Origin of the sequence: Rhizobium sp. CBN3 (assembly GCF_030518245.1) — a bacterium.
GTDB classification, from domain to species: domain Bacteria; phylum Pseudomonadota; class Alphaproteobacteria; order Rhizobiales; family Rhizobiaceae; genus Rhizobium; species Rhizobium aethiopicum_A.
In genome coordinates this window covers 69,223-91,409 of record NZ_JAULSE010000008.1, presented here as the reverse complement: position 1 = coordinate 91,409, position 22,187 = coordinate 69,223, and the positions used below count along the sequence as shown (strand labels likewise).

The 22,187-nt window shown below is 61.4% G+C and carries 19 protein-coding genes and 3 pseudogenes; 14 read left to right on the top strand and 8 right to left on the bottom strand.

Going from position 1 to position 22,187, the window contains the following annotated elements; all coding sequences use genetic code 11:
• Positions 1 to 21: 21 nt before the first annotated feature.
• Positions 22 to 144 (top strand): annotated as a pseudogene (locus QWJ46_RS14305) (mandelate racemase/muconate lactonizing enzyme family protein); the annotation flags it as partial.
• A gap of 12 nt (positions 145 to 156) precedes the next feature.
• A complete protein-coding gene (locus tag QWJ46_RS14300; RefSeq protein ID WP_302751732.1) occupies positions 157 to 1,344 on the top strand; it encodes a galactarate dehydratase in 1,188 nt (395 codons plus the stop codon).
• A 115-nt stretch (positions 1,345 to 1,459) separates the two neighbouring features.
• Here the strand turns inward: QWJ46_RS14300 and QWJ46_RS14295 are convergent.
• Positions 1,460 to 2,383, bottom strand: a pseudogene (locus QWJ46_RS14295) (LysR family transcriptional regulator).
• A gap of 100 nt (positions 2,384 to 2,483) precedes the next feature.
• Between QWJ46_RS14295 and QWJ46_RS14290 the strand changes: the two are divergent.
• From QWJ46_RS14290 to QWJ46_RS14235, 12 genes and pseudogenes are all read left to right on the top strand, one after another.
• Positions 2,484 to 3,508: pseudogene (locus tag QWJ46_RS14290) on the top strand (YeiH family protein).
• 100 nt (positions 3,509 to 3,608) lie between these two features.
• Positions 3,609 to 5,159 carry an acyl CoA:acetate/3-ketoacid CoA transferase gene (locus QWJ46_RS14285; protein WP_184456441.1) on the top strand — a complete coding sequence of 517 codons (1,551 nt, stop codon included), beginning with the start codon at positions 3,609 to 3,611 and terminating at the stop codon, positions 5,157 to 5,159.
• A complete protein-coding gene (locus tag QWJ46_RS14280; protein WP_184456443.1) occupies positions 5,156 to 5,962 on the top strand; it encodes an SDR family NAD(P)-dependent oxidoreductase in 807 nt (268 codons plus the stop codon). The genes QWJ46_RS14285 and QWJ46_RS14280 overlap by 4 nt, the downstream gene beginning before the upstream one ends.
• Entirely contained in the window at positions 5,959 to 6,810 is an 852-nt protein-coding gene (locus tag QWJ46_RS14275; protein WP_368046087.1) for a MaoC/PaaZ C-terminal domain-containing protein, read from the top strand. Before QWJ46_RS14280 ends, QWJ46_RS14275 begins: the two co-directional genes overlap by 4 nt.
• Entirely contained in the window at positions 6,807 to 7,574 is a 768-nt protein-coding gene (gene hutC / locus QWJ46_RS14270) for a histidine utilization repressor (RefSeq protein ID WP_085781647.1), read from the top strand. The genes QWJ46_RS14275 and hutC overlap by 4 nt, the downstream gene beginning before the upstream one ends.
• On the top strand, positions 7,571 to 9,076 hold the full coding sequence (gene hutH, locus QWJ46_RS14265) for a histidine ammonia-lyase (RefSeq protein WP_302751727.1): 1,506 nt from the start codon (positions 7,571 to 7,573) through the stop codon (positions 9,074 to 9,076). The genes hutC and hutH overlap by 4 nt, the downstream gene beginning before the upstream one ends.
• A gap of 68 nt (positions 9,077 to 9,144) precedes the next feature.
• On the top strand, positions 9,145 to 10,077 hold the full coding sequence (locus tag QWJ46_RS14260; protein ID WP_184456448.1) for a glycine betaine ABC transporter substrate-binding protein: 933 nt from the start codon (positions 9,145 to 9,147) through the stop codon (positions 10,075 to 10,077).
• 118 nt (positions 10,078 to 10,195) lie between these two features.
• Positions 10,196 to 11,200 (top strand): ornithine cyclodeaminase family protein, encoded by a 1,005-nt coding sequence (locus tag QWJ46_RS14255; RefSeq protein ID WP_184456451.1) that lies wholly within the window; start codon positions 10,196 to 10,198, stop codon positions 11,198 to 11,200.
• Between the two features lie 5 nt (positions 11,201 to 11,205).
• A complete protein-coding gene (locus QWJ46_RS14250) occupies positions 11,206 to 12,024 on the top strand; it encodes a phosphate/phosphite/phosphonate ABC transporter substrate-binding protein (protein WP_302751724.1) in 819 nt (272 codons plus the stop codon).
• Positions 12,025 to 12,060: 36 nt separating this feature from the next.
• Positions 12,061 to 12,693, top strand: a complete 633-nt coding sequence (locus QWJ46_RS14245; RefSeq protein WP_302751723.1) for an ABC transporter permease — start codon at positions 12,061 to 12,063, stop codon at positions 12,691 to 12,693.
• A complete protein-coding gene (locus tag QWJ46_RS14240; RefSeq protein WP_302751722.1) occupies positions 12,690 to 13,325 on the top strand; it encodes an ABC transporter permease in 636 nt (211 codons plus the stop codon). The genes QWJ46_RS14245 and QWJ46_RS14240 overlap by 4 nt, the downstream gene beginning before the upstream one ends.
• Positions 13,326 to 13,347: 22 nt before the next feature.
• On the top strand, positions 13,348 to 14,289 hold the full coding sequence (locus QWJ46_RS14235; protein WP_302751721.1) for an ABC transporter ATP-binding protein: 942 nt from the start codon (positions 13,348 to 13,350) through the stop codon (positions 14,287 to 14,289).
• Positions 14,290 to 14,493: 204 nt separating this feature from the next.
• Here the strand turns inward: QWJ46_RS14235 and QWJ46_RS14230 are convergent, their stop codons facing one another.
• The 7 genes from QWJ46_RS14230 to QWJ46_RS14200 form a co-directional block, all read right to left on the bottom strand.
• Positions 14,494 to 15,066, bottom strand: coding sequence for an NADPH-dependent FMN reductase (locus tag QWJ46_RS14230; RefSeq protein ID WP_184456462.1), 573 nt, complete (start codon positions 15,064 to 15,066; stop codon positions 14,494 to 14,496).
• 83 nt (positions 15,067 to 15,149) lie between these two features.
• A complete protein-coding gene (locus tag QWJ46_RS14225; protein WP_184456464.1) occupies positions 15,150 to 15,815 on the bottom strand; it encodes a nitroreductase in 666 nt (221 codons plus the stop codon).
• A 195-nt stretch (positions 15,816 to 16,010) separates the two neighbouring features.
• Positions 16,011 to 16,364 (bottom strand): metalloregulator ArsR/SmtB family transcription factor, encoded by a 354-nt coding sequence (locus QWJ46_RS14220; RefSeq protein WP_184456466.1) that lies wholly within the window; start codon positions 16,362 to 16,364, stop codon positions 16,011 to 16,013.
• Positions 16,365 to 16,548: 184 nt separating this feature from the next.
• Positions 16,549 to 17,241, bottom strand: coding sequence for a response regulator transcription factor (locus QWJ46_RS14215; protein ID WP_302751717.1), 693 nt, complete (start codon positions 17,239 to 17,241; stop codon positions 16,549 to 16,551).
• 1 nt (position 17,242) lies between these two features.
• Positions 17,243 to 17,620, bottom strand: coding sequence for a response regulator (locus tag QWJ46_RS14210; protein ID WP_184456470.1), 378 nt, complete (start codon positions 17,618 to 17,620; stop codon positions 17,243 to 17,245).
• Between the two features lie 2 nt (positions 17,621 to 17,622).
• Complete coding sequence (locus QWJ46_RS14205) at positions 17,623 to 18,264, bottom strand: response regulator transcription factor (protein WP_302751715.1); 642 nt, start codon at positions 18,262 to 18,264, stop codon at positions 17,623 to 17,625.
• On the bottom strand, positions 18,261 to 21,899 hold the full coding sequence (locus QWJ46_RS14200; protein WP_302751713.1) for a PAS domain-containing protein: 3,639 nt from the start codon (positions 21,897 to 21,899) through the stop codon (positions 18,261 to 18,263). Before QWJ46_RS14200 ends, QWJ46_RS14205 begins: the two co-directional genes overlap by 4 nt.
• Between the last annotated feature and the right edge of the window lie 288 nt (positions 21,900 to 22,187).

Sequence of the window (22,187 nt, the reverse complement as noted above, 5' to 3'; positions counted from 1 at the left end):
TTTCTCATGCATGTCGGTCAGCCGAGCGGCGGCAATGTCTCCGTGCCGGTGCCGGAGACCTCGGGTTCCTACAATCCCGGAACCTATAACGAGCACGTCTACGTGCAGACACGCGTGGCGCGCCACTGCTATTTCAATCGCTAGAAGGACAGACTGATGAAGATCGACCGCATGCGGGTGTTCATGACCCGCGACAAGGACCGTCCCCGCGTGATCGTCGCACTGGACACCGATGACGGACTGACGGGCTGGGGCGAATGCTACAATCACGGCCCCGACAAGGCGCTGCCGCCGCTGCTCGACTATCTCTATGGCTTCCTCTCCGGCCAGGATCCGACACGCGTCGATTATCTCGTCAACCTGCTGATCCAGCAGAGCCGCTTCCCGCCGGGCGCACTCGGCCTTGCCGCGATTTCGGCGCTCGACCATTGCCTGTGGGATCTGGCGGCCAAAGCAGCGAACGTTCCCGTCTACAAGCTGCTGGGTGGCGAGGTGCGCGACCGCATCAAGGTCTATGCCGGGGTCTATACCGCCCCCGACGCGCCCGCTGCCCGCGACGAGTTCGATCGCCTGAAAGAGGAATGGGGCTTCACCGCCTTCAAACTCAGCCCCTGGCGTATCGACATGCATTCCCATCGTTGGGGGAATGTCGTGAAAGCCTCGGCCGATTATTTCCGCTCACTTCGCGAGACGGTCAATGACGAATACGAGATCGCCTTCGATGCTCATGCCAAGATTTTCGAACCGATCGCCGCAAGGCAACTCGGCAATGCACTGGCGCCCTATGATCCGCTGTTCTACGAAGAGCCGCTGCGTCCGGAGAATATCGAGGCCTGGGGCGATCTGAAACAGGGGCTCAACTGCGTGCTGGCCACCGGCGAGTCGCTTTATAACAGGAACGAATTCCTGCGGCTGCTGCAGGTCAAGGGCGCCGATCTGATTCAGCCCGACATCTGCGTCGTCGGCGGCATCAGCGAAATGCGCCGCATCGCCACGCTTGCCGAAGCCTATTTCGTCGGTGTCGCTCCGCACAACCCGATGGGACCGCTGGCGACGGCGGTCAATGTGCATTTTTCGGCCGCGGCCCAGAACTTCCGCATCCTCGAATACCGGCTGCCAAAGGGCCAGGCCTATGTCTACGGCGGCCTCGATATCGAGAAGCGGCAGGGGGAAACGCGCTATGTGGTCGATCCCTATCTGCCGAAAGACGGCTATCTCGAACTGCGCCCCGACCGGCCCGGCTGGGGCGTCGAGATGGACGAGAAGGCAATGGAGGAGGAAGGCTATATCCACTGGCAGCGGCGTGTGCCGAAGCGGCCGGATGGTTCTTACGCCTTCGCTTAGAGACGCCGCTCGAAAGAACCGGGACAGGCCGCTGCCGCACAGCAGCAGCCTTTTCCTTAGTTGTCAGGCGACACCGACCTTATGCCTGATCATGGCATCTCCAACATCTCGCATGTTAGAGGACCCAGTCATCCCGATTTTGGACTTCGGCAGCTCTGTCCTCGCGGCAAATCGTTTCCAGCGCCAACGAGGCACGGCTGGAGTGTCTTTGTTTGTGCCGCAGGATTGCGAACTGGCGGGACGGCAAGGGAAAACGCGCCTTTACCAACAGACCTTGCATCAAGAGCGGCGCGGCCACTGCTCCGGAAACGACCGTTGCGCAGAGGCCTTATCTTGCTGCCGATATGACGGCTTCGTTCGATGGCAGCTCAAGCGCGACAGTCAGATCTCCGGAGCCAATGCCAAGATTGGAAATCGCCGCCTCGAAAGCCGACCGGGTTCCGGACCCCTTTTCCCGCATGACCCATTTTGTGCCCGAAACCAGCTCCGCCGGGGCGATTGGTTTGCCACGCGCCCAGGGATGGCGCGGACCGACAACGACAAGGAGTTCGTCCTTGGCAAGCGGCTGAACATTCAGTGCCGGCTCATCAACGCTGCCTTCGACGAAACCGACTTCCGCCAATCCATCGAGAACCGCTTTTGCCGCCGTGGTCGTATTGCCGATCACCAGCTTCAGGTCGATGCCCGGATAGCGGGTCTTGAGACGCATCAGCATCGCGGGTAGCCAATAGCTTGCGATCGTCTGACTGGCAAAAACAACGAGCTCACCCTTTTGCAGGCCGCCGAGATCGGACAAGACGAGCGCTGCGGCTCTTGCGCGCGCGAGTGTGGCTCTTGCCTCCCCCAAAAACACCCGCCCTTCATATGTCAGCTCTATGCGCCGTCCGACACGGTGAAAAAGCTGGACCCCATAGGAGGCCTCGAGATTGCGGATGGCCGAACTGACGGCTGATGGCGTGAGACCGATCGCCGAGGCGCCGTTGGTCAGGTGCTCGCGTTCGGCAACCGCGACGAAAATGGAGAGCTGTTCGAAGGTCATGACGCGATCGTTCGATTTCACCGAATGAACTATATAAAACTATTCAATGGAAGGCGACAATCGAATATGGGACAGTGAAGCATTCCGCAAGGTCTTGCCCATGCTCGTTTCCGTCTCACGTTCCCCGTCGCTTGCTCTGTCCTGCCGGGACTTTTCTTTTGCGCGGCAGTCGCGATCATTGCGCAGTTGGTCGAGCGGTTGCAGCTGATGATGTTCGGCGCGCACTGGATCGAGAGCCTCGTGCCGGCCATTCTAATCGGCATTGCCGTGCGCTCCTCGATCCGTCTTCCGCAGACTTTCACTCCAGGCATTCACTTCGCCGCCAAGACGCTGCTCGAGATTGCCGTCGTGTTGCTAGGCGCCTCGCTCAGCACGGCTGCCATCCGGCAGGCCGGATTGCCGCTTGTCGGCGGAATTGCCGTCCTGGTTGCTCTGTCCCTGGCCGGCAGCTTTCTGCTCGGGCGGCTGCTGGGGCTGTCGACCGGCCTAGCGACCTTGGTTGCCTGCGGCAACTCGATCTGCGGCAATTCAGCGATTGCCGCTGCAGCCCCTGTCATCGGCGCGAAACCGGAGGATATCGCTGCCTCGATAGCCTTTACCGCGCTGCTCGGCGTTGGTGCCGTGCTGGCGCTGCCGCTTCTGCATCTGGTCCTGGGGCTCAGCACCGTACAATATGGCGTTTTCGCAGGGCTGACAGCCTATGCCGTGCCGCAGGTGTTGGCAGCCACAGCCTCTGCCGGAGCCGTCAGCACCCAGGTAGGCACGCTCGTCAAGCTGATCCGCGTGATGATGCTCGGACCCGCCATTCTTGTGCTCGGCGCAGTTCATCGCCGCCCTCCCGGTGGCTCCGCAGTCAATCTCCGCCATCTTCTGCCATGGTTCATCCTCGGTTTTGCAGCCATGGCGGCGCTTCGCTCCTTTGACGCAATCCCGGCGCCGCTGCTGGCCGGGATGTCGGCTCTCTCCGCTGCCTTCACCGTCACCGCCATGGCCGCGCTAGGTCTCTCCGTCGATGTGAGATCCATCACCCGTGCCGGCGGCCGGGTCCTTGCAGCGGCGGCGCTGTCACTGCTGGCTCTGGCGGCTCTTGGGTTTTGCTTGATGGGGCTGCTTGACATCGGCTGATCGAGGCGATCTGCCCAAAATACCGGCAAAGATTCCGGTTGCCTTCCAAACGATCGGCCGTTAGCCTGTATATACAGGTCGGTTGGAAACAAAGATCGTCATGCGGGTCATCTCTTCACAGCAGGCTGCGGATCTCCTCGAAGACGGGATGACGGTCGCTGCTTCGGGTTTTGGAGGATTCTGCCACCCCGAGGCCATCACGGCTGCGGTGGAGGAGCGTTTCGTCGCCTCTGGAAAACCCCGCAATCTCACGCTCTTGTTTGCTGCCAGCACGGGCGATCGTCAGACGCGCGGCATGGGGCATTTTGGCTATGAAGGGCTCGTCGCCTGCGTGATCGCCGGGGGTTGGCGAGGAACGCCGCGCCTTGGCAGGCTGGCGATCGAGGAAAAGATCGAAGCGCATTGCTGGCCGCAAGGCGTTATCGCCCAGCTCTATCGAGCGATTGCCGCCGGTCAGCCTGGGGTGATCACCCATATCGGGCTCGGTTCTTTCATGGATCCGCTGCATGGCGGCGGCCGCATGAATGCGACGACGCCGCGCGCGCTTGTCGAGCGTGTGTCGTTGCGCGGCAAGGAATGGCTGCTTTATCCCTCGATGCCGCTCGACTGCGTGCTTTTGCGCGGTACGACGGCCGACGAAGACGGCAACATCAGCCTAGAGGACGAAGCCTTTCCCCTCGACGTGCTTGCCATGGCACAAGCAGGCCGAAATTCCGGCGGTATCGTCATCGTGCAGGTCAAGCGGATTGCCGAGCGCGGCTCGCTGCCGCCGGGCGATGTTCGCATCCCGGCGGCGCTGGTCGATTATGTTGTCATCTGCGAAAATCCGGCCCAGCACGGCGTCAATTTCGCCGAGAAGGACAATATCGCCTATACCGGGCGCGTCCGGATGGCGGCGAGCCGTCTGCAGCCGGCGCCGCTGTCGGCCGATAAGATTATTCAGCGCCGCGCCTTCCTGGAGCTGGCGCCGCTCCATCGCCCGACGATCAACCTCGGCATTGGCATTGCCGCCGGGATCGGCCGTATCGCCAGCGAAGAGGGATTTGACGATTATACGGTGACGATCGAATCCGGCGTCATCGGTGGCGTGCCGGCCGAGGAACTATCCTTCGGCGCTGCCGTCAATCCGACCGCGATCGTCCCACAGGCTTCGCAGTTCGACTTTTACGACGGCGGCGGCCTCGATATTGCCTTTCTCGGCATGGCCGAGGTGGATAGGTACGGTGCGGTCAATGTCAGCCGCTTCAACAATTCCATCGTTGGGGTCGGTGGCTTCACCAATATCTCGCAGACGGCGGGGCGTGTTGTCTATCTCGGCGCGTTTTCGGCTGGCGGCGCGGAAATTGCGGTTGCCGACGGCAGGCTCGACATCATCCGGGACGGCAGAGTTTGCAAGATCGTCGACCATGTCGACCAGATCAGTTCGAGCCCGGCCTTTGCGCCGGAAGGGCAGACACAGCTCGTCGTCACCGAGCGGGCGGTCTTTCGGGTGATCGACGGCTGCCTGACGCTGACGGAGTTTGCCCCCGGCATCGATCTCGCCGCCCACGTTCTCGACCGCCTGCCGAAGGGCGTCGCGGTGTCGGACCAGCTGAAACAGATGGATGCGCGCCTGTTTTCCACCCACGCAATGAAGGACTCTGCCCCATGAAAATCGATGGAGCCGTCATCATCGTCACGGGCTCGGCAACAGGCGTCGGGGCCGCATGCGTGAAGCAGTTCGCCGAGGGCGGTGCCCGGGTGGTGGTCAATTACAGCCGCAGCAAGAAAGAGGCCGATGAAACGGCCGATATCTGCCGCAGCCTGGGCGCGCAGGTCGAGATCGTCCAGGCCGACGTTGCCGACGATGCGGCCTGCCGCCGGATGGTTGCGACGGCCGTTAAACGGTGGGGGCGGCTCGACGCCCTGGTGAACAATGCCGCAACGACGGTCAAATCGGATCCTTTCGATCTAGAGACATTGTCGGCAGAGGATTTTCAGAGTGTTTTCGGGGTCAATGTCATCGGCGCCTATCAGATGTGCCGGGCGGCGGTGCCTGCCATGCGTGACAGCGGCGGCGGTGCGATCGTCAATGTCTCATCCAACGTTGCCTTTACCGGCGGCGGCAGTTCGCTTGCCTATACGGCCTCCAAGGGCGCGCTCAATGCGCTGACCCTGGCGCTGGCGCGCACCTGCGGTCCCGATATCCGGGTGAACGCGGTTTGCCCCGGCATCATCGATACGCGCTGGATGCGCGATACGCTCGGGCCGGATGCCTATGGCGCCATTGCCAAGCGATTTTCGGAAACGGCGCCACTCGGCCGGGTCGCAACACCGGAAGACGTTGCCGGCGCCATTGTCTGGCTTGTTCAGGGGGCAGACTTCGTCACTGGCGAATTGCTTTCCGTCGACGGCGGCATCCGCCTGTCCGGTGGCATTCGCAAACCCGTGGCATCCGGCGGAGCCGCATCGTGACGCTGTCAGCCCAATCCATTCTCGATTTCCCGGTGCCGCAAGCGACGCATGTGGTCACCGCAAGGGATGCCATCCTCTACGCCCTGTCGGTCGGCTACGGCACCAACCCGCTCGACGAAAACGCGTTGAACTACGTCTACGAACGCGATCTGGTCACTGCGCCGACGCTTGCCAATATCGTGGCGCATCCGGGCCCGTGGATGCAGCAGACGGGTGTCGACTGGGCGCGTCTGGTGCATTCCGAACATCGCCTGGCGATCCACCGGCCGGTCCCTCTCGATGTGCCGCTGATCTCCCGGTCGCGCGTCTTGTCAGTGGTCGATCGCGGCGTTGAGAAAGGCATGTTCGTCAGCTTCGAGCGCATGATCGCAACCGTGGACGGTGACGAGCCGATCGCGACGATCGTGCAGACGAACGCCTGCCGCGGCGACGGTGGCTGCGGTTCGGCGGGATCGGCGCCTGAACCTCTGTCCAAAGTCCCGGACAGAGAGCCGGACGTCGAATTCAATGTCGACATCCCTGATAACGCCGCGCTGCTTTATCGCCTGAACGGCGATCGCAATCCGCTGCATGTGGACCCACGGGCAGCGGGCAGCAGCGGCTTCGATCGGCCGATCCTGCATGGGCTATGCAGCTTCGGTTATGCGGGCTACGCCATCATCGCCGCGATCGATCCAGGGATGGCTACCGGTTTGAGCGCGATCGCGGCGCGGTTCAGCGCACCGATCTTTCCCGGAGAAACGATCACCCTGCAGATGTGGCGCAACGCCGCTGAAATTCGCTTCCGGGGGATCGTTGCTTCCCGGGGCGTGACCATCCTCGACAATGGCATGGCGAGGCTGTCATGACGAAAGCGGTCAAGCCGGCCGCCAGCGAGGCGCGCCAATATATCAGGATCAAGGAGCAGATCCTGGCCGAGATCGCCGAGGGCAAGCTGCAGCCGGGAGACCGGGTATCTTCCGAAAGCGAACTGGTGGCGGCATTCGGCGTCAGCCGCATGACGGCGAACCGGGCGCTGCGGGAGTTGATGTTCGAGGGTGTCCTCAAGCGATCCGCCGGCATCGGAACCTTCGTGTCGCCAAAGCACCTTGACGTCGATCTGCTTCAAATCCGCAACATAGCCGACGAAATACTGGAGCGGGGTCACACGCACAAGGCGGCGGTTGTCCAGGCCGGTTTGATGAAGGCGGATGCCAACGTTGCCGACGCGCTCGAACTGACCCTCGGCGCTGAGGTGATGCATTCGCTGATCGTGCACCTGGAAAACGACCAGCCCATTCAGGTCGAGGAGCGCTACGTCAATCCGCTGGTCGCGCCAGACTATCTGTCGACCGATTTCAGCAGCATGACGCCGAATGAATATCTGACGAAGGTGGCGCCGATAACGGCGTTCGAACATATCGTCCAGGCCGTCAAACCGGACACGACGATCCGCAAATATCTTGGCCTGAAGAATGATCACCCTTGCCTGCGCGTCTTTCGAAGGACCTGGTCGGGCGAGGCCGTCGTGACCTGTGCGCTGTTATACTATCCCGGCGCGCAATATCGGCTGGAAGCGCGGTCCACCAAGGGTCCTTCGAAGCCCGTCGCCATTCTCGGAGAGAAGCAGTGAGCGCCACCCATTCTCCATCGATCACCTTCAGCGCGTCGCCGCCGACGATCGAGGACATCGCGGCAATTGCCCGTCGTCACGCCAGGATCGAAATCTCCGCCGAGGTCGAGGCCCGGATTATGGCGGCGCGCGCCGTCGTCGATCGCTATACGGAAAGGGATCTGCCGGTTTACGGCCTGACGACGGGACTGGGAGCGGGGGTCGATACACGACTTCCAACGGAAGATCTGGTGGCGTTTCAGATGCGTGTGCCGCAAGCCCGCGCGGTCGGCGTCGGAAAGCCGCTTGCCCAGGAATCCGTGCGGGCGATGATGGCCGTCAGGGCTGTCGGCATGGCGGCGGGCGGTTCCGGCGTTTCGCTGAACGTGTTCCGTGGTCTGATCGCTGCCATCAATGCAGGTGTCCATCCTGTCGTCCCGTCATTGGGCTCGATCGGTGCGGCGGATTTGGCTCCGCTTGCCCATATGAGCCGGGCGCTTCTCGGCTTCGGCGAGATCGAGCTTGGCGGCGAAGTGCTGCCGGCCGGCATCGCCCTGGAAAGGGCCGGCCTGAGACCTCTCGAATTGGCGCCGAAGGACGGGCATGCGCTTGTCGTGGCCAACAGCCTCTCCATCGGCCTCGCCTGCCTGGCGCTTGAGGATATCGAGCGGCTTTTCGATTGGTCTCTGAAGGCGATTGCCGTTGCTTTCGAAGCGTTCAGGGCCAATGTCAGCGTCTTCGACGACCGCGCTCTGGCTGCGAGACCGGCCTTCGGGCAGCGCCGCGTCGCCGCTCAGCTGATGGAGTTGCTTTCGGGAAGCTCCTTGCTCGCCGCCGATGCCGCAAGACGTCTCCAGGATCCATTGAGCTACCGCTGCACGCCGCAGGTCTGGGGTGCGTTGAGGCATGCGATCGATGAGGCAAGGCAGGCGACGGAGATAGATCTCGTCAGCTCCAGCGACAATCCTGTCGTCATCGCCTCAGAGGGCGTCATTCTTGCACACGGCAATTTCGACATGACCGCTTTTGTGCTCGCCTGGGAAAGGCTGGGGCAGGCAATGGCGCATTGTGCGGCAGGCACCGCCTATCGGATCATGAAGATCATGTCGCCTGGCATGTCCGACCTTCCACGCTTCCTGACCCCGATGGGCCAGAGCCGGACCGGTTTTGCCACGGTGCAAAAGACCGTCTCGGCCATGGAAGCCGAAATCCGTCATCTCGCCATGCCGGTTTCGCTCTCGCCCCTTCCGGTCGCCGATGGGGTCGAAGATCAGGCGTCGATGGCCCCGGGCGTTTTGGCAAAGACCCAGGCGATCGTCGAGCGCCTGCGTTATCTCGTCGCCATCGAACTGATCGCCTCGGCACAGGCCCTCGAGCTGCGCGGCGTCGCAGGCGAATTGGGCAGGGGATCGGCCGAGGCCTATGCTTTCGTCCGCAGCCATGTCCCGGCGCTTGAAGAGGATCGCGCGCAGGGGCCGGATTTTGCGACGATCGCCGCATTGATCGGGCTTGGCCCGCAATAAGCCCGGTTCGCCACTGCCCCACCAAGAAGGGCAGGGCCGACCGGTCATGCCGACGGTTATTCTGGGGAATGCCGCCGGTTCGTTCATTGAAAAGTCAACAAGAGGGAATGATTATGAAAAATTGGACAAAGGGCATATTTGCAGCCGGCATCATGGCAGCCGTCATGTTCCAGTCTGCATCCGCAGAGACCATCAAGGTCGGCAGCAAGAATTTCACCGAGCAGTTCATCCTCGCTGAAATGTATTCAGCCGTTCTGGAAAACGCCGGCTTCACGGTCGAGCGCAAGATCAATCTCGGCGGCACGCTGATTGCGCATCAGGCATTGGTGGCCGGCGAGATCGATCTCTATCCGGAATATACCGGGACGGCGCTCGCGTCTGTCGTCAAGGGCGAGATGTCGACCGATGCCGACAAGGTCTACACCCAGGTCAAGGACTTCTACGCCAAGCAATTCAACCTCACATGGCTGAAGCCGAGCGGCATCAACAACGGCTATGTCATCGTCGTCCGGCAGGAAACGGCGCAGGCGCACAATCTGAAGAGCCTGTCGGATCTCGCCAAGGTCTCCAAGACACTGGTCTTCGGCGGCGGTGCTGAATTTCCGGATCGCGCCGACGGCCTGCCCGGCCTGAAGCGCGTCTACGACGCCGAGTTCAAGGAGTTCAAGCAGTTCGCCAAGCTTGGTCTTCGTTACGACGCGCTGGAACAAAAGGACATCGACGTTGCCAACGGTGCAGCGACCGACTGGCAGATCGGCTCGAAGAACCTCGTGCCACTGGCAGACGACAAAGGTCTGTTTCCGCCCTACTACGTGGCGCCCGTTGTCCGCCAGGACGTGCTCAAGGCCAACCCGAAGGTTGCCGAACTGCTGGAAGCGGTTGGCTCCCATCTCGACAATGAGAAAATGCGGGTCCTCAATGCCAAGGTCGAGACTGATCACGAGGAAGCCAAGGACGTGGCGGTCGACTTCTTGAAGGAAAACGGCCTGCTGCTGAAATGATTGTCATGCCCCCGTGGCCGGATATCCATCCGGCCGCGGTCTGGCGCGGCGATCCTTTCAAGGGTTTGTTCGAAAATCCGTCCGGTCGGCAGCGGGCAGGAATGTGGAGAAGCGAGAAATGCAGGAAATCTGGATCGATTATCTCAACGCCCTCGATGCCAAGGCGCTGGCGCTGACCAATGGCGAGATTCTCGATGCGGTGTCGAAGGCGCTGGATGCGCAGGGCAGGGGTGAAACCGTCATCGAGCCGCGGGTTCATCTTGTGCCGGAGAGCTCCGACAAAGGCCATTTCAATGTGCTTCGCGGCTATGTCAAAGCGCTGAATTATGCCGGCGTCAAAGTCGTCGGCGACTTCGTCGACAACTACAAGGTGGACCTGCCTTCGGAGCTTGCGGTCCTCAACCTGTTCGACCCGAATACGGGTGTGCCGAAGGCCATCATCGACGCGACTGCCATCACCGACATGCGCACCGGCGCCGTCACCGCTCTTGGCGCAAAATATCTCGCTCGCAACGACAGCAAGGTGCTCGGCCATATCGGTGCGCGCGGAACCTCTTACTGGAATGTCCGACTTCTCGACCATCTCTTCGACTTCGAGGAAATCCGCGTGCATTCGCGCCGCCCGGAAAGCCGCAATGCCTTCGCCAAGCGTCTTGAGGCGGATCTCGGCAAGAAGATCGTCGTTACCGACAATTGGGAGGATTGCCTCAAGGACGCCGACATCATGGTCGAGGCCAGCCGCCTGCCGGCACCGGCGCCGCTGTTCAAGACCGAATGGGTCAAGAAGGGAGCCTTCGTTGTGCCCTATGGCACGATGAGCGCACTCGAATTCGATCTCACCGACATCATGGACAAGGTCGTCGTCGACGATTGGGGACAATGCGGCCCCGGCAAGCCTTTTGGGGCGCTTCGCCGTCACGTCGATGAGGGCAAGGTGACGGCCGAGAACCTGCATGCCGAAATCGGCCAGATCATCTGCGGCAGGAAGCCCGGCCGCGAGAGCGATGAGGAGACGATCCTGTTCTGGCACCGCGGCCTCAGCACCACCGATGTGGCGCTCGGCGCCGCCATGGTCGACAAGGCAAGAGAGATGAACATCGGCCAACGGCTGCGGTTCGCATAATTGCCATGGTGATGTCCAAGCCGATCGCCTGTTCGAGAATGTATAATCTCAGTCCGCGCATTCGCGGCCTGTGGGATGCGCTGTTTGCGCAGATCAGTCTGCAGTCCGGCATCGAACTCGAGATCATCGCTCACGCAGCACCGGCACCGTTGTCGGACCTGTGGGCGAGGCCGGACATGGGAGCGGTCTTCATGTGCGGCTATCCGTTTTCGCACATGCCCGAGGCTGCGCGACCGACGGTGCTTGCCGCACCCGTCTCGAGCGAGGCATGGTCTTTGGACCAGCCGCTCTATGCCAGCCACATTCTCGTCGCCTCCACCGGGCCGGTAAACGCTGTGGAGGATCTCGCAGCGGCACGCTGGGGCTGGACTGTGCGCGATTCCCAATCGGGCTACCACGCGGCGCGTTCTTTCCTTGCCGACCGGTTTGCCGGGAAAATGAAGCGGAGCATGACGGTCGGACCGCTGCTCAACCCGTCAGGCATCGTCGCCGCCCTCAAGGACGGCAGGATCGATGCGGGTGCGATCGACGCTTGCGCCTTCCAATTGTTGCGGATGCACGAACCCGATGCGATCGATGGCCTCCGTATTCTGGCGACGACCGATCCGCTTCCTGCGCCGCTGCTGGTTGCCGCGCAGACATTGCCGTTGGACATGGCCGCAGCGTTGCAGCAAAGCCTCGTGACATTGCATGAAACGCCTGAGGGAGCGGCGGTTTTGGTGCGGCTCGGCCTCAGGCGGTTCTCAACGGTCATTCTCTCGGCCTACGATATTCTGCCGCAGAGAGCCGACGACGCCGATCGCAAATTGGTGATCCCATGGTAGACAGGCGAAAGAGCGCCCGGTGCGGAGGTCTCGACGATGAAATGGGTCCCTAAACATCTAGACCGGCTATTCGAAGCGCTGTTGGAGCACCTCTATCTCGTTTTTTCCTCGGTCGGCATTGCCCTGGTGATCTCGCTGATCGTCGGGATATGGGCGGCAAGGCGGCCGCGGAGCTTTGCCGTGATCGTCATCTTCACTGGTATCCTGTTCGCGGTGCCGAGCCTGGCGCTGTTTGCGCTTCTCATTCCCATCATGGGCATCGGTGCGGCACCCGCCATAACCGGTCTTGCCGCCTATTCGCTGATGATCCTGATCCGCAATATCGGCATGGGATTTCAGGCTATTCCGCGTGACATATTGGAGGCTGCCGATGGCATGGGCTACGGCACGGCGCGGCGGATCTGGGAAGTCGAACTGCCGCTGGCAGTGCCCTATATCGTCGGTGGGCTCCGCATCGCCATGGTGACGGTCATCGGCATTGCGACTGTTGCCGCCTATATCAATGCCGGCGGGCTCGGCGTCATCATTTTCGAAGGCATCGACCAGCGCTTTCCTGAAAAGATCATCGCAGGCGGGCTGCTGACGTCATTTCTGGCGCTCTTTGCCGACTACTGTTTTGCCTCCTTCGAAAAGCTGCTGCGTCGGCGCAGCGGAGGGAAGGTAGCATGATCCTCATCGATGCATTCAGCTGGATCTTCAACAATTCCGGTACCTTCTTCAACGCTTTCAATCGCCATCTTCTGATGTGCGTCCTATCGCTCGGCATCGCCTTCGTCATCGCGGTACCGCTCGGATTTGTCGTCGCACGGGCACCGCGCGCCGCCTTTGCGGTGGTCAATATCGCCGGCGCCCTGCGCTCCATCCCAAGCCTTGCGATCCTGTCGGCGACGATGCCTTTTCTCGGCATCGGATTGCTGCCGTCGGTGATCGCCCTCATCGTCCTGGCCGTGCCGCCGCTATTGTTGAACACAATCATCGGCATCCGCGAGATCGACGCCTCGGTGATCGATGCGGCGGATGGAATGGGCATGAGCGCCGGACGGATGCTGTGGGAGATCGAACTTCCCCTGGCCGTTCCGGCGATTCTGTCGGGCGTCAGGACGAGCGCCATCCAGGTCATCGGTGGGGCGGCGCTGGCCTCCTTCATCGGCGGCGGCGGGCTTGGCGATTTCATCAATGCCGGCATTGCGATCATGAACATGCCGCGCCTTCTCGTCGGAGCGGTGCCGATAGCCCTGCTCGCAATCTTTGCGGAATTGGCCTTCGGCGCCCTGGAGCGCCTCTTCACTCAACGGCGCTGAGCGGCCGAAAGCGGATATCAGGATGATTCATCTCGATCATGTTACCAAGAAATACGACGGAAGCGGCCCGCATGCGGTCGACAATCTCGATCTGCTGATCGAGACCGGCACGACGGTTGCCCTGATTGGTCCTTCGGGCTGCGGCAAGACCACGACCATGCGGATGATCAATCAGTTGGAGACGCCGACAACGGGACGCGTGCTGGTCGACGGAAGAGATATAGCCAGGGTCGATCAGAAGGAGCTCCGCCGCAGCATCGGCTATGTCATCCAGCAGGTCGGTCTGTTTCCGCATATGTCGATCGCACGCAATGTCGCGACCGTCCCGCGGCTTCTCGGTTGGGAAAAGGCGCGCAGCGATCGCCGCGTCGACGAGCTCCTGGATCTCGTCGGTCTTGATCCGGCCATCATGCGGCAGCGCCTGCCGCACGAATTGTCGGGCGGGCAGCGTCAGCGCGTCGGTTTCGCGCGTGCGCTCGCAGCAGACCCAGCAATCATGCTGATGGACGAACCTTTCGGCGCGATCGACCCGATCACCCGCGTTAGGCTTCAGGACGAATTCCGCGACATTCTGAGGAAGGTGAAGAAGACCGTCGTCATCGTCACGCATGACCTCGACGAGGCCATTAAGATGGGCGATCGCATTGCGATCATGCGGGATGGCCGCCTTCTTCAGTATGATAGCCCGCAGGAGATTCTTGCGCGTCCCGTCAACGAATTCGTCGAGAACTTCCTCGGCCCTGACCGAGCGATAAAGAGGCTGAGCTTGATTGCCGTATCGACGATCATGACCGCCCCGGAACCGTCCAACGGCGATGCCGAGATTGCCGCTGATGCCACGGTTCACGATGCCTTGGCGATCATCCTCTCCGGCGAGATGCCGGGCCTCCATGTCAGGTCACCCGATGGGACGCTTGCGGGATATCTGTCGCGAGCCACCTTGTTGCGCGCCAATCGGCTGTAGAACAACTCCGGCCAAAGTCTGCAGCGGTTTTGCTCGACGTGAACAAGACCACCTGCCCTTGCCCAAGGCTCAATACACCAATGCTACCCACGCGTGCGGAAAGGGTCTGCCGATCGCCTGTCTCAGGCTGTCGGTGAGTTTCACACAATGGGATTGTGGCGGCTGGATTGACGTCAACTCCGCTCGTTCATTCTCTGCGCTTGTCTAGGCGTCTTTCGGCAGTACTGAGCGAACCCTTGCGATGAAGGCATGGAAGTCCTTCATGAATGTACGCAGGAAATCGGCGGTGCTCTCGTTGGTGACCTCGCCGTCATCGGTGATCAGCCCCGGAGTGAATTGGATGTAGGCTTCCGGAGCATTCATCTGCGGAGAGTTGCAGAAACTGAGCACGCTGCGCAAATTCTGCTGTGCGACGGCTGTGCCAATCGCGCCCGGCGACGTGCCGATGACCGCCGACGGCTTGCGTGTGAACGAGTTGGTGCCGTAGGGGCGGCTCGCCCAATCGATTGCGTTTTTCAATCCGCCGGGGATGGACCGATTGTATTCGGGCGTCACGAACAGCACGGCGTCGACGGCCGCGATTGCCGCCTTGAATGCTCTGCCGGCCGGAGGGTAGTCGGCGTCGTAATCGTAACTGTAGAGTGGCAGGTCCTTGAAGGAGATCTCCGACATTTCAAGTTCCGGCGGGGCAACGCGCACCAACGCCTTGGCGAGCTTGCGGTTGATCGAGCCCTTGGCGAGGCTGCCGATAAGATAGCCTACTTTATGCGTGGTCATGGCGTTCTCCAGTATCCCGCATGATAAGGGACCTATCATACGCGGAATTCTCGACAGGGTCTCTGTTCTTTAAGTGCAAGCAACTATTCGCCGATGAAGGTGACCGTTTCGGCCAGCGGGGCGCGGCCCGTACGGGCGTAACTGACGGCAGGGTCTTCGTAGCCGATCGACATGCCGCAGAAGAGGATCAATCCGTCCGGGGGTGACAGGACCTCGGCGACCGTCTCGCGAACCTGCGACCACGCCATCTGCGGGCAACTGTGCAGTCCTTCGGCGCGGAGCAGCAACATGACGGTCTGCAGATACATGCCGACGTCGGCCCATTGGGGCAGGCCCAGGTCGCGGTCGATGTAGCAGAACAGGGCGGCGGGCGCGCCGAAGCAGTTCCAGTTGGCGATTGCTGCCCGTTGGCGCGCCTCCCAGTCCTCGCGCGCAATGCCGAGCGCGCTGTAGCGCTCCTTGCCGAAGGCGGAGCGGCGCTCGCCGTAGGGGGGCTTCAGCACGGAGGGGTACATCTCGTACTGCCGCTTGTCCCAGGCGTCGCCATGCGCCACACGCTCGACGGCTGATGTCTTGAGTTCGGCCAGCGGCGCACCGGTCATCACGTAGGTATTCCACGGCTGGATGTTCGATCCTGACGGCGACCAAGCCGCGGCGGCCAGCACGCGCTCAAGTATTTCCATCGCCACAGGCTTGTCTTTAAATCCGCGCACCGACCGTCGGCTTGTGACTGCCTCATATACGTCCATGATCGCCTCCATGCTCCGGGCCGTTGGTTCCGTTCCTGATGTGATTCATTATCTCCATTCGCAATGGAGACGTAATCACACCGTGGTCTAGGAGGCGTACATCAAACGTCCATCAGCGATCGACGTGGTCGAGGGGCATGTCAGCAGAATTGAAGACCAATCATGAGCGGCAGCGTGAGCGTTCCGCCATAGGCGTCAGGTGCCCACGGCTCGGGCACGTTCTGTGGCCGTACTACGATGCGATCCGAAGATGTCCGCGAGCGTATCTAGCATTGCCCTGACCCCCTCAGATTGAAGTGAATAGTAGATCGTCTGCGCAGCCCTTCGTGTTTGCACGAGTTCCTGGTCTCGAAGAATTGCCAGATGCTGAGACGTCGAAGATTGGCTCAATCCCACTTCGTCAGCCAGGACGGTTACGGACATTTCTCCTTCGGTCAACAGATGCAGAATGTGAAGCCGTTTGGAATTCCCGATAGCCGACAGGAAGGTTGCTTCGGTGTCGAAGGCATTGGTTTTAGGGGAAGGCGCGACTGACGATTGATTGTTCAAGGCGAGATCTCCTTTGGGGAACCAAAGCCGGGTACGATGTCATATCCCCGAACTTTAATTTAGAGATAACGCAAGCGTGCGGGGCCGAAACCCATTACCCGGCGCCGCATCGTCTTTTTTGGCGCGAATCGGATACGGCCTGCATCAAATGGACAGCCAGCGTTCTTGGCTCCTTGATTAAAAGCTAACGCGCCCCAGCCTGACGCATCTGTGCCGGCAATGTTTCCCAGGCTCGGATCAGTTCGCCGATGGAGGCGGCCTCCATCTTGTGCATGACATTGCTGCGATGCAGCTTGACCGTCACTTCGCTGATGCCGAGATCGAAGGCGATCTGCTTGTTGAGGCGCCCGCGTGCCACTTGGTGCAGAACCTCGCGCTCGCGCTGCGTCAGCGTCTCCAGCCGTTCGATATTGCGATTGGCGATCGCTGCTTCCGCCCGTCGTTCGCCGTCCATTGAAATGGCGGCGGTTACGGCATCAAGCAGCGTCTGATCCCGCGCCGGCTTGGTGAGGAAATCCACGGCGCCGGCTTTCATCGCCTGGACGGTCATCGGGATATCGCCATGGCCGGTCAGGAAGATGATCGGCTTGGCGATGCCGTTCTCGGCCAGATGGCTCTGCAGGTGGAGACCGCTTACCCCCGGCATGCGCACATCGAGGATCAGGCAACCTGGTCTGTCCAATATATCCGCGTCGAGCAGTTCGCGCGTCGAAGCAAAGCTGACCGGCTGAAAACCGGCCGACAGGATCAGCTCCGACAGCGCCTCGCGAATGGATGCGTCGTCGTCCACGATCATGACGAGCGGCTGATCCTCTTCACGTTCATGCTGCACTGACAAAGGCGCCGATCTACGTACGAACGGCTGGTCAACCCTCATGTCACCCTCCATCTCTCGATTTGTGTAAGGCATTGGCGATGGCCGCGATCAGGGCCTGGGCATCGAATGGCTTGCGGAAGAATCCGCCGGCGCCTTGAGCGCGGCCCTGATCCGCGATCTCGTGGCGGCCCGTAATCAGGAAAACCGGCAGCTCCGGGCGTGACTTCCTGACGAGATCGCGAAGTTCGAAGCCGTCTATGCCGGGCATTCCGATATCGGTGATGAGCAGATCCAGGTCCGACAGCCCGTTGACGAGCAGCGAGCCTGCCGACGAGAAGCTGCGGGCGACATAGCCCGCCGATTCCAGAAGGTCGCTCATCGATTCAAGGAGCCTTGGATCGTCATCGACAATGGCCACGACATGTCTTGTCTTGTTCATGTTCAATTCCCTCCCACCCGGCGCGAGTGGGTTATCGGTATTTCCAGTTTCTCCGCGATGCGCACGAGATCGGCGAGCGATGCCGCCGCCATCTTCTGCATCACGTTTCTTCTGTGGATCTGCAGTGTGACTTCGCTGATCCCCAATTCCGCGGCCGCCTGCTTGTTGAGAAGGCCGCTGACGACGAGCGGCAGCACCTCGCGTTCGCGCGGCGTCAGGTCGAGATAGTGTTGCCTCAGCATGCCGAGTTCGGCGCGCTCGGCCCTCTTTTCCCGATCCTGGGCGATCGCCGCCTGGATTGCCGCCATGAGATCCTCGTCGCTGAACGGCTTCGTCAGGAAATCCACTGCGCCGCGCTTGATGGCGCGCACGGAGGAGGGGATATCGCCATGTCCGGTGACGAAGACGATCGGCGGATGATCGACGTCGGCGATCTGCCTCTGCAATTCGAGGCCGTTGATATCGGGCAGTTCGATATCGAGGATGAGGCAGGCGGGAACATCCGGCTTGTCCGCTTTCACGTAGTCGCAGGCGGACTCGAAGGCGATGGCGCGTATGCCGTGCGAGTCCAGCAGCTCGCCGAGCGCCTCGCGGATCCGTTCATCGTCATCGACGATGAAGACAATATGGTCGTCCGCCGTCATGACGCCGCCTGTGTTTCAATGGGCAACGTGAAGATCAACGTTGCTCCGCGCGGATTATTCTGCTCCGCCCATAACCGTCCGCCATGCAGTTCGACGATCGAGCGGCAGATCGCCAGGCCCATGCCCATGCCATCTTCCTTCGTCGTGAAGAACGGCTCGAACATTTTTTCGGGAAACTCGATCCCCTGGCCATGATCGCTGATTTCCGTCTGCACGGCATTGCCGATGTGACGCACGCGCACCTCGATCACCCTGTCGCCGGCAACAGCGTCCATCGCTTCTATGCCGTTGCGAATGAGATTGATCAGAACCTGCTGGATCTGGGTGCGATCGATGGGAATTGGTGGGAGCTTGCCGTCGATCTGCAACACCATGCGGGCGTGACGGCGCGCCATCTCGTCTGCCATGAGGTTGCGCGCTTCGCTGACGATGCCAGGCATCGTCGTATGAACCCTCCTGTCGGCTGATTGCTTGAACAGGGCGCGGATCCGGCTAACGACATCCGCGGCCGAGTTGGCGTCTCGAATGATGCGCTCGATTGTCCTTTGGGCCCGCTCCATATTCGGCGGTTCGGCCATGAGCCATCGTTGGCAGGCGTGTGAATTTGCGACGACGGCCGCCAGCGGCTGGTTCACCTCATGGGCGATGGAGGCCGAAAGCTCGGCAAGGCTTGCCACCTGGCTCGCCCGTGCAAGGCCTTCCCGCGCCTGACGCAGATCTTCCTCCGTCCGAACCTCACCGTCGATATCAAGGCAGATGACATTCCACTGGACGATCACGCCTTCGGCATTGCGCATCGGCGCGGCACGTGTCTCGACCCAGCGATATTCTCCATCGAACCGCCTCAGGCGGTGCCGTCGTGCATAGGGCTCGCCGGTGCGCAACGAATGGGCATAGTCCGCTTTGACACTCGCCACGTCGTCGGGATGAACGCCGGCATCGAGGGTCCCGTCCAGCCGGGTTTTTCCCGTTCCATCAAGCTCTTCGAGCTTATAGCCGAGGAAGTCGCGGAGCTGAGGGTTGCGATAGACCGGCTCTCCGTCCGGGGCCGCGCAATCGATCATCGCCGGCAGCGTTTCAACGATTTGCCAGAGCGAACGTTCCCTTTCCCGCAGCTCTTGCTCGATGCGCAATTGATCGTCGATGTCATGCGTGAGGCCGTACCACTGTATGATTTGCCCGCTCTCGTCCCTGAGCGGTTCGGCGCTACCTCTGACCCAGCGGTAGACGCCGTCAGCGCGCCGCAGGCGATACTGTTTCGAGAAGCGCTCGCCGGTGGCGAAGGAATGCTTTAGCGCCTCGGAGAGGCTCTCCGCATCGTCGGGATGGATGGCGGCTTCTATTATGGCGGACAGCCGGTTCATGCCGGGCTTTTCTGTGTCTGCAATGTCCGGGCCGAGAAAATTGATCAGCCGCTTGTTGAAGAAAGTCGGCTCGCCATCCGCATTCAAGCGCCAGAGAAGGCTGGGGACGATGTCGACGAGCTGTGACAGCTCCCGCTCCCGCTCACGCAGGGCCTGTTGCGCACGCACTTCGTCATCAATATCGATCGCAGCGGCATACCATTGCACGATCGTTCCATTTTGATCCCGCAACGGCTCTGCGCGCCCTTCCATCCACCGATACGCGCCGTCGGCGTGGCGCCGGCGATACTTTATCGTATAGGGCTCGCCGGTCGCGAGCGCACGACCGAGCACCTCGCGCATGCGAGGTCCATCGTCGGGATGCACGGTTGCTCCGATGATCACCGCCAAACGGCCGAGATCGGGTTTGTCCCAGGCTGCGACATCATCCAACCCGATGGATTGCAATGTGCGCCTGCTGAAGAAGGTTGGCTCGCCATTGGGCGCCATGCGGGCAATGTGAACCGGGACCATGTCGACGAGCTGTGAGAGTTCGCGCTCGCGGTCACGCAATGCCTCGAGCGCACGCACCTCTTCGTCGACATCGAGGGAAACGCCATACCACTGCACGACCGCTCCGTCATCGTCGCGCCGGGGCTCTACCCTGCATTCGGCCCAGCGATAGACGCCATCCTTTTCGCGCCAGCGGAACCGCATCGAAGTGCCGCTGCCGCTTTCGAAGCAATCGCGCAGCGTGCGATCTACGCCGGGTGCGTCGTCGGGATGGATCAGCTGCTGCAGCAGTTCTTCGATGCGTGGCGCGCCGAGAGTGTCGAAACCAGCAATGACCGCGCGGAAATGGTCCTGGTACCGCTTGTTGAAATAGATCGCCCCGCCGGTGGGCTCGACGCTCCAGATGCGGACCGGGACGGCATCGATCATCTGCTGCAGTTGCCGTTCGCTTCGCCGGACCGCCTCTTCGGCGCGGACCTGATCGTCGATGTCGTGGCAAAGCCCATACCACTGGAGGGTGTTGACCGCCTGATCCCGCAGCGGCTCGGCGCGGCTCGACATCCATCGATACACGCCGTCGGCGCGGCGCAGCCTATAGCGCATGGCGAAGATTTCGCCGGTGACGAGGCAGTGGCTAAGCGCTGTCCGGAATTCGGCTGCGTCGTCGGGATGAACGATGGCCTGAAGTACCGCTTCCAGCCGGCTCATATCCGGCTTGTCGGAATCGGCCACGTCAAGGCCGAGGAAATCGACCATGCGCTTGTTGAAGAAGGTCGGCTCGCCCTCGGGCGTCAGACGCCAGACGTGGCTCGGAACCATGTCCACCAGTTGCGAGAGCTCGCGCTCCCGATCGCGCAATGCTTCAACGCTTTGTCGCAACGAAAGCGACGCCAGTTGATGCTGGCGGGATATGGCGGCGACGATGAGCGCCGAAAGCGCCGAGATGGCCAGAAAAAGCTGCAGCATGATCTGCTTGTGTTTCTGGGACTCCGGGTCGCCCGCGAATTGACCGGCGCCGGTGATCGTGAAGACCGCCGTGATCAGTGCCAGCAGCACGAGCGATATTGCCGCGCCCTTGAACTCGAAGCGGACTGCCGCCCACAGAAGAGGCGGCATGATGATATAGGCGAATGGAAGGTAGCCGCTCAGGGAAAGCGCGGCGACGGCGAGGAAGATGAGGCCGAGAACGCAAGCTTCCATCCATTGCGTGGTCGACAACTGCGGTCTGCCCCGCCAGCTGTGGAGCACGACGAGCGCCAGCGGCGCCACGATGAGAACGCCGGTCGCATCGCCGATCCACCAGAGAGGCCATGCCGTCACGAAGGATTGCGACAGGATGCTAAACCACGCCAGCGTGGCGCTTCCGATGGTGGCGCTGACAATCGGAGCAATTCCCGCGCCCAGCGCTACGAAAGTCAGCACCTCCTGCAGGCTTTCCAACCGCACTGGCCGCTGCAGCGTGCGGTTCACGAGCCAGGCTCCCACCACCGCTTCCAGAGCGTTGCCGACATAGATCAGGAAGGCGGCAAGCGGTGGACTGTGAAACCATAGAACATTGCTGAACATCTCCGCCAGGCAGCCGCCCAGCACCCACCAGGGCCAGCTATACCCGGAACTGAGAATAAGCGTTGCGATGAAAAGCCCGCTCGCCGGCCAGATGGAAATGCCGGTTCCAGGCACGATCGCCAGAGTTTGCGCGAAGCCGCAGGCGAGCACATAGGCGGCGATAAAGAAGCCCAGGTGCAACGGCTTGGGGCGGTGCGACCAGACGTTCATCATCTGCCGCTCCTGCCGGGTTGAGAAGACCGGAGGATCGTCAGCATTTCCTGCGGCGCTTGTTTTCGATTTCGGGGCCCGCGAGCTCATGATCGAACGCTAATCCTGTAACACCACAACCGCAACTCATGGAAACCTATGCATTGCGCGGGAATGTAGCCGGAAACTTGGCCGCCGAACGGGCAACAGAACGGTCTTCTTTTTTGCTGGGGCGTCCTGGACCTCGGGCTGGCTTCGCTACGCCCTGTGTCTCACGCGCCCAACCTCCAGCACAATGGAAGGCGTCCGGCG

Excerpts from the sequence above, each read along its gene's own strand:
- QWJ46_RS14205 (WP_302751715.1), bottom strand. The coding sequence starts at position 18,264 with ATGACGGCGGACGACCATATTGTCTTCATCGTCGATGACGATGAACGG.
- QWJ46_RS14255 (WP_184456451.1), top strand. The coding sequence starts at position 10,196 with ATGCAGGAAATCTGGATCGATTATCTCAACGCCCTCGATGCCAAGGCG.
- QWJ46_RS14235 (WP_302751721.1), top strand. The coding sequence starts at position 13,348 with ATGATTCATCTCGATCATGTTACCAAGAAATACGACGGAAGCGGCCCG.
- QWJ46_RS14245 (WP_302751723.1), top strand. The coding sequence starts at position 12,061 with ATGAAATGGGTCCCTAAACATCTAGACCGGCTATTCGAAGCGCTGTTG.
- QWJ46_RS14230 (WP_184456462.1), bottom strand. The coding sequence starts at position 15,066 with ATGACCACGCATAAAGTAGGCTATCTTATCGGCAGCCTCGCCAAGGGC.
- QWJ46_RS14250 (WP_302751724.1), top strand. The coding sequence starts at position 11,206 with ATGGTGATGTCCAAGCCGATCGCCTGTTCGAGAATGTATAATCTCAGT.
- QWJ46_RS14200 (WP_302751713.1), bottom strand. The coding sequence starts at position 21,899 with ATGATGAACGTCTGGTCGCACCGCCCCAAGCCGTTGCACCTGGGCTTC.
- QWJ46_RS14285 (WP_184456441.1), top strand. The coding sequence starts at position 3,609 with ATGCGGGTCATCTCTTCACAGCAGGCTGCGGATCTCCTCGAAGACGGG.
- QWJ46_RS14215 (WP_302751717.1), bottom strand. The coding sequence starts at position 17,241 with ATGAGGGTTGACCAGCCGTTCGTACGTAGATCGGCGCCTTTGTCAGTG.
- QWJ46_RS14260 (WP_184456448.1), top strand. The coding sequence starts at position 9,145 with ATGCCGCCGGTTCGTTCATTGAAAAGTCAACAAGAGGGAATGATTATG.
- QWJ46_RS14210 (WP_184456470.1), bottom strand. The coding sequence starts at position 17,620 with ATGAACAAGACAAGACATGTCGTGGCCATTGTCGATGACGATCCAAGG.
- QWJ46_RS14225 (WP_184456464.1), bottom strand. The coding sequence starts at position 15,815 with ATGGACGTATATGAGGCAGTCACAAGCCGACGGTCGGTGCGCGGATTT.
- QWJ46_RS14280 (WP_184456443.1), top strand. The coding sequence starts at position 5,156 with ATGAAAATCGATGGAGCCGTCATCATCGTCACGGGCTCGGCAACAGGC.
- QWJ46_RS14240 (WP_302751722.1), top strand. The coding sequence starts at position 12,690 with ATGATCCTCATCGATGCATTCAGCTGGATCTTCAACAATTCCGGTACC.
- QWJ46_RS14300 (WP_302751732.1), top strand. The coding sequence starts at position 157 with ATGAAGATCGACCGCATGCGGGTGTTCATGACCCGCGACAAGGACCGT.
- hutC (WP_085781647.1), top strand. The coding sequence starts at position 6,807 with ATGACGAAAGCGGTCAAGCCGGCCGCCAGCGAGGCGCGCCAATATATC.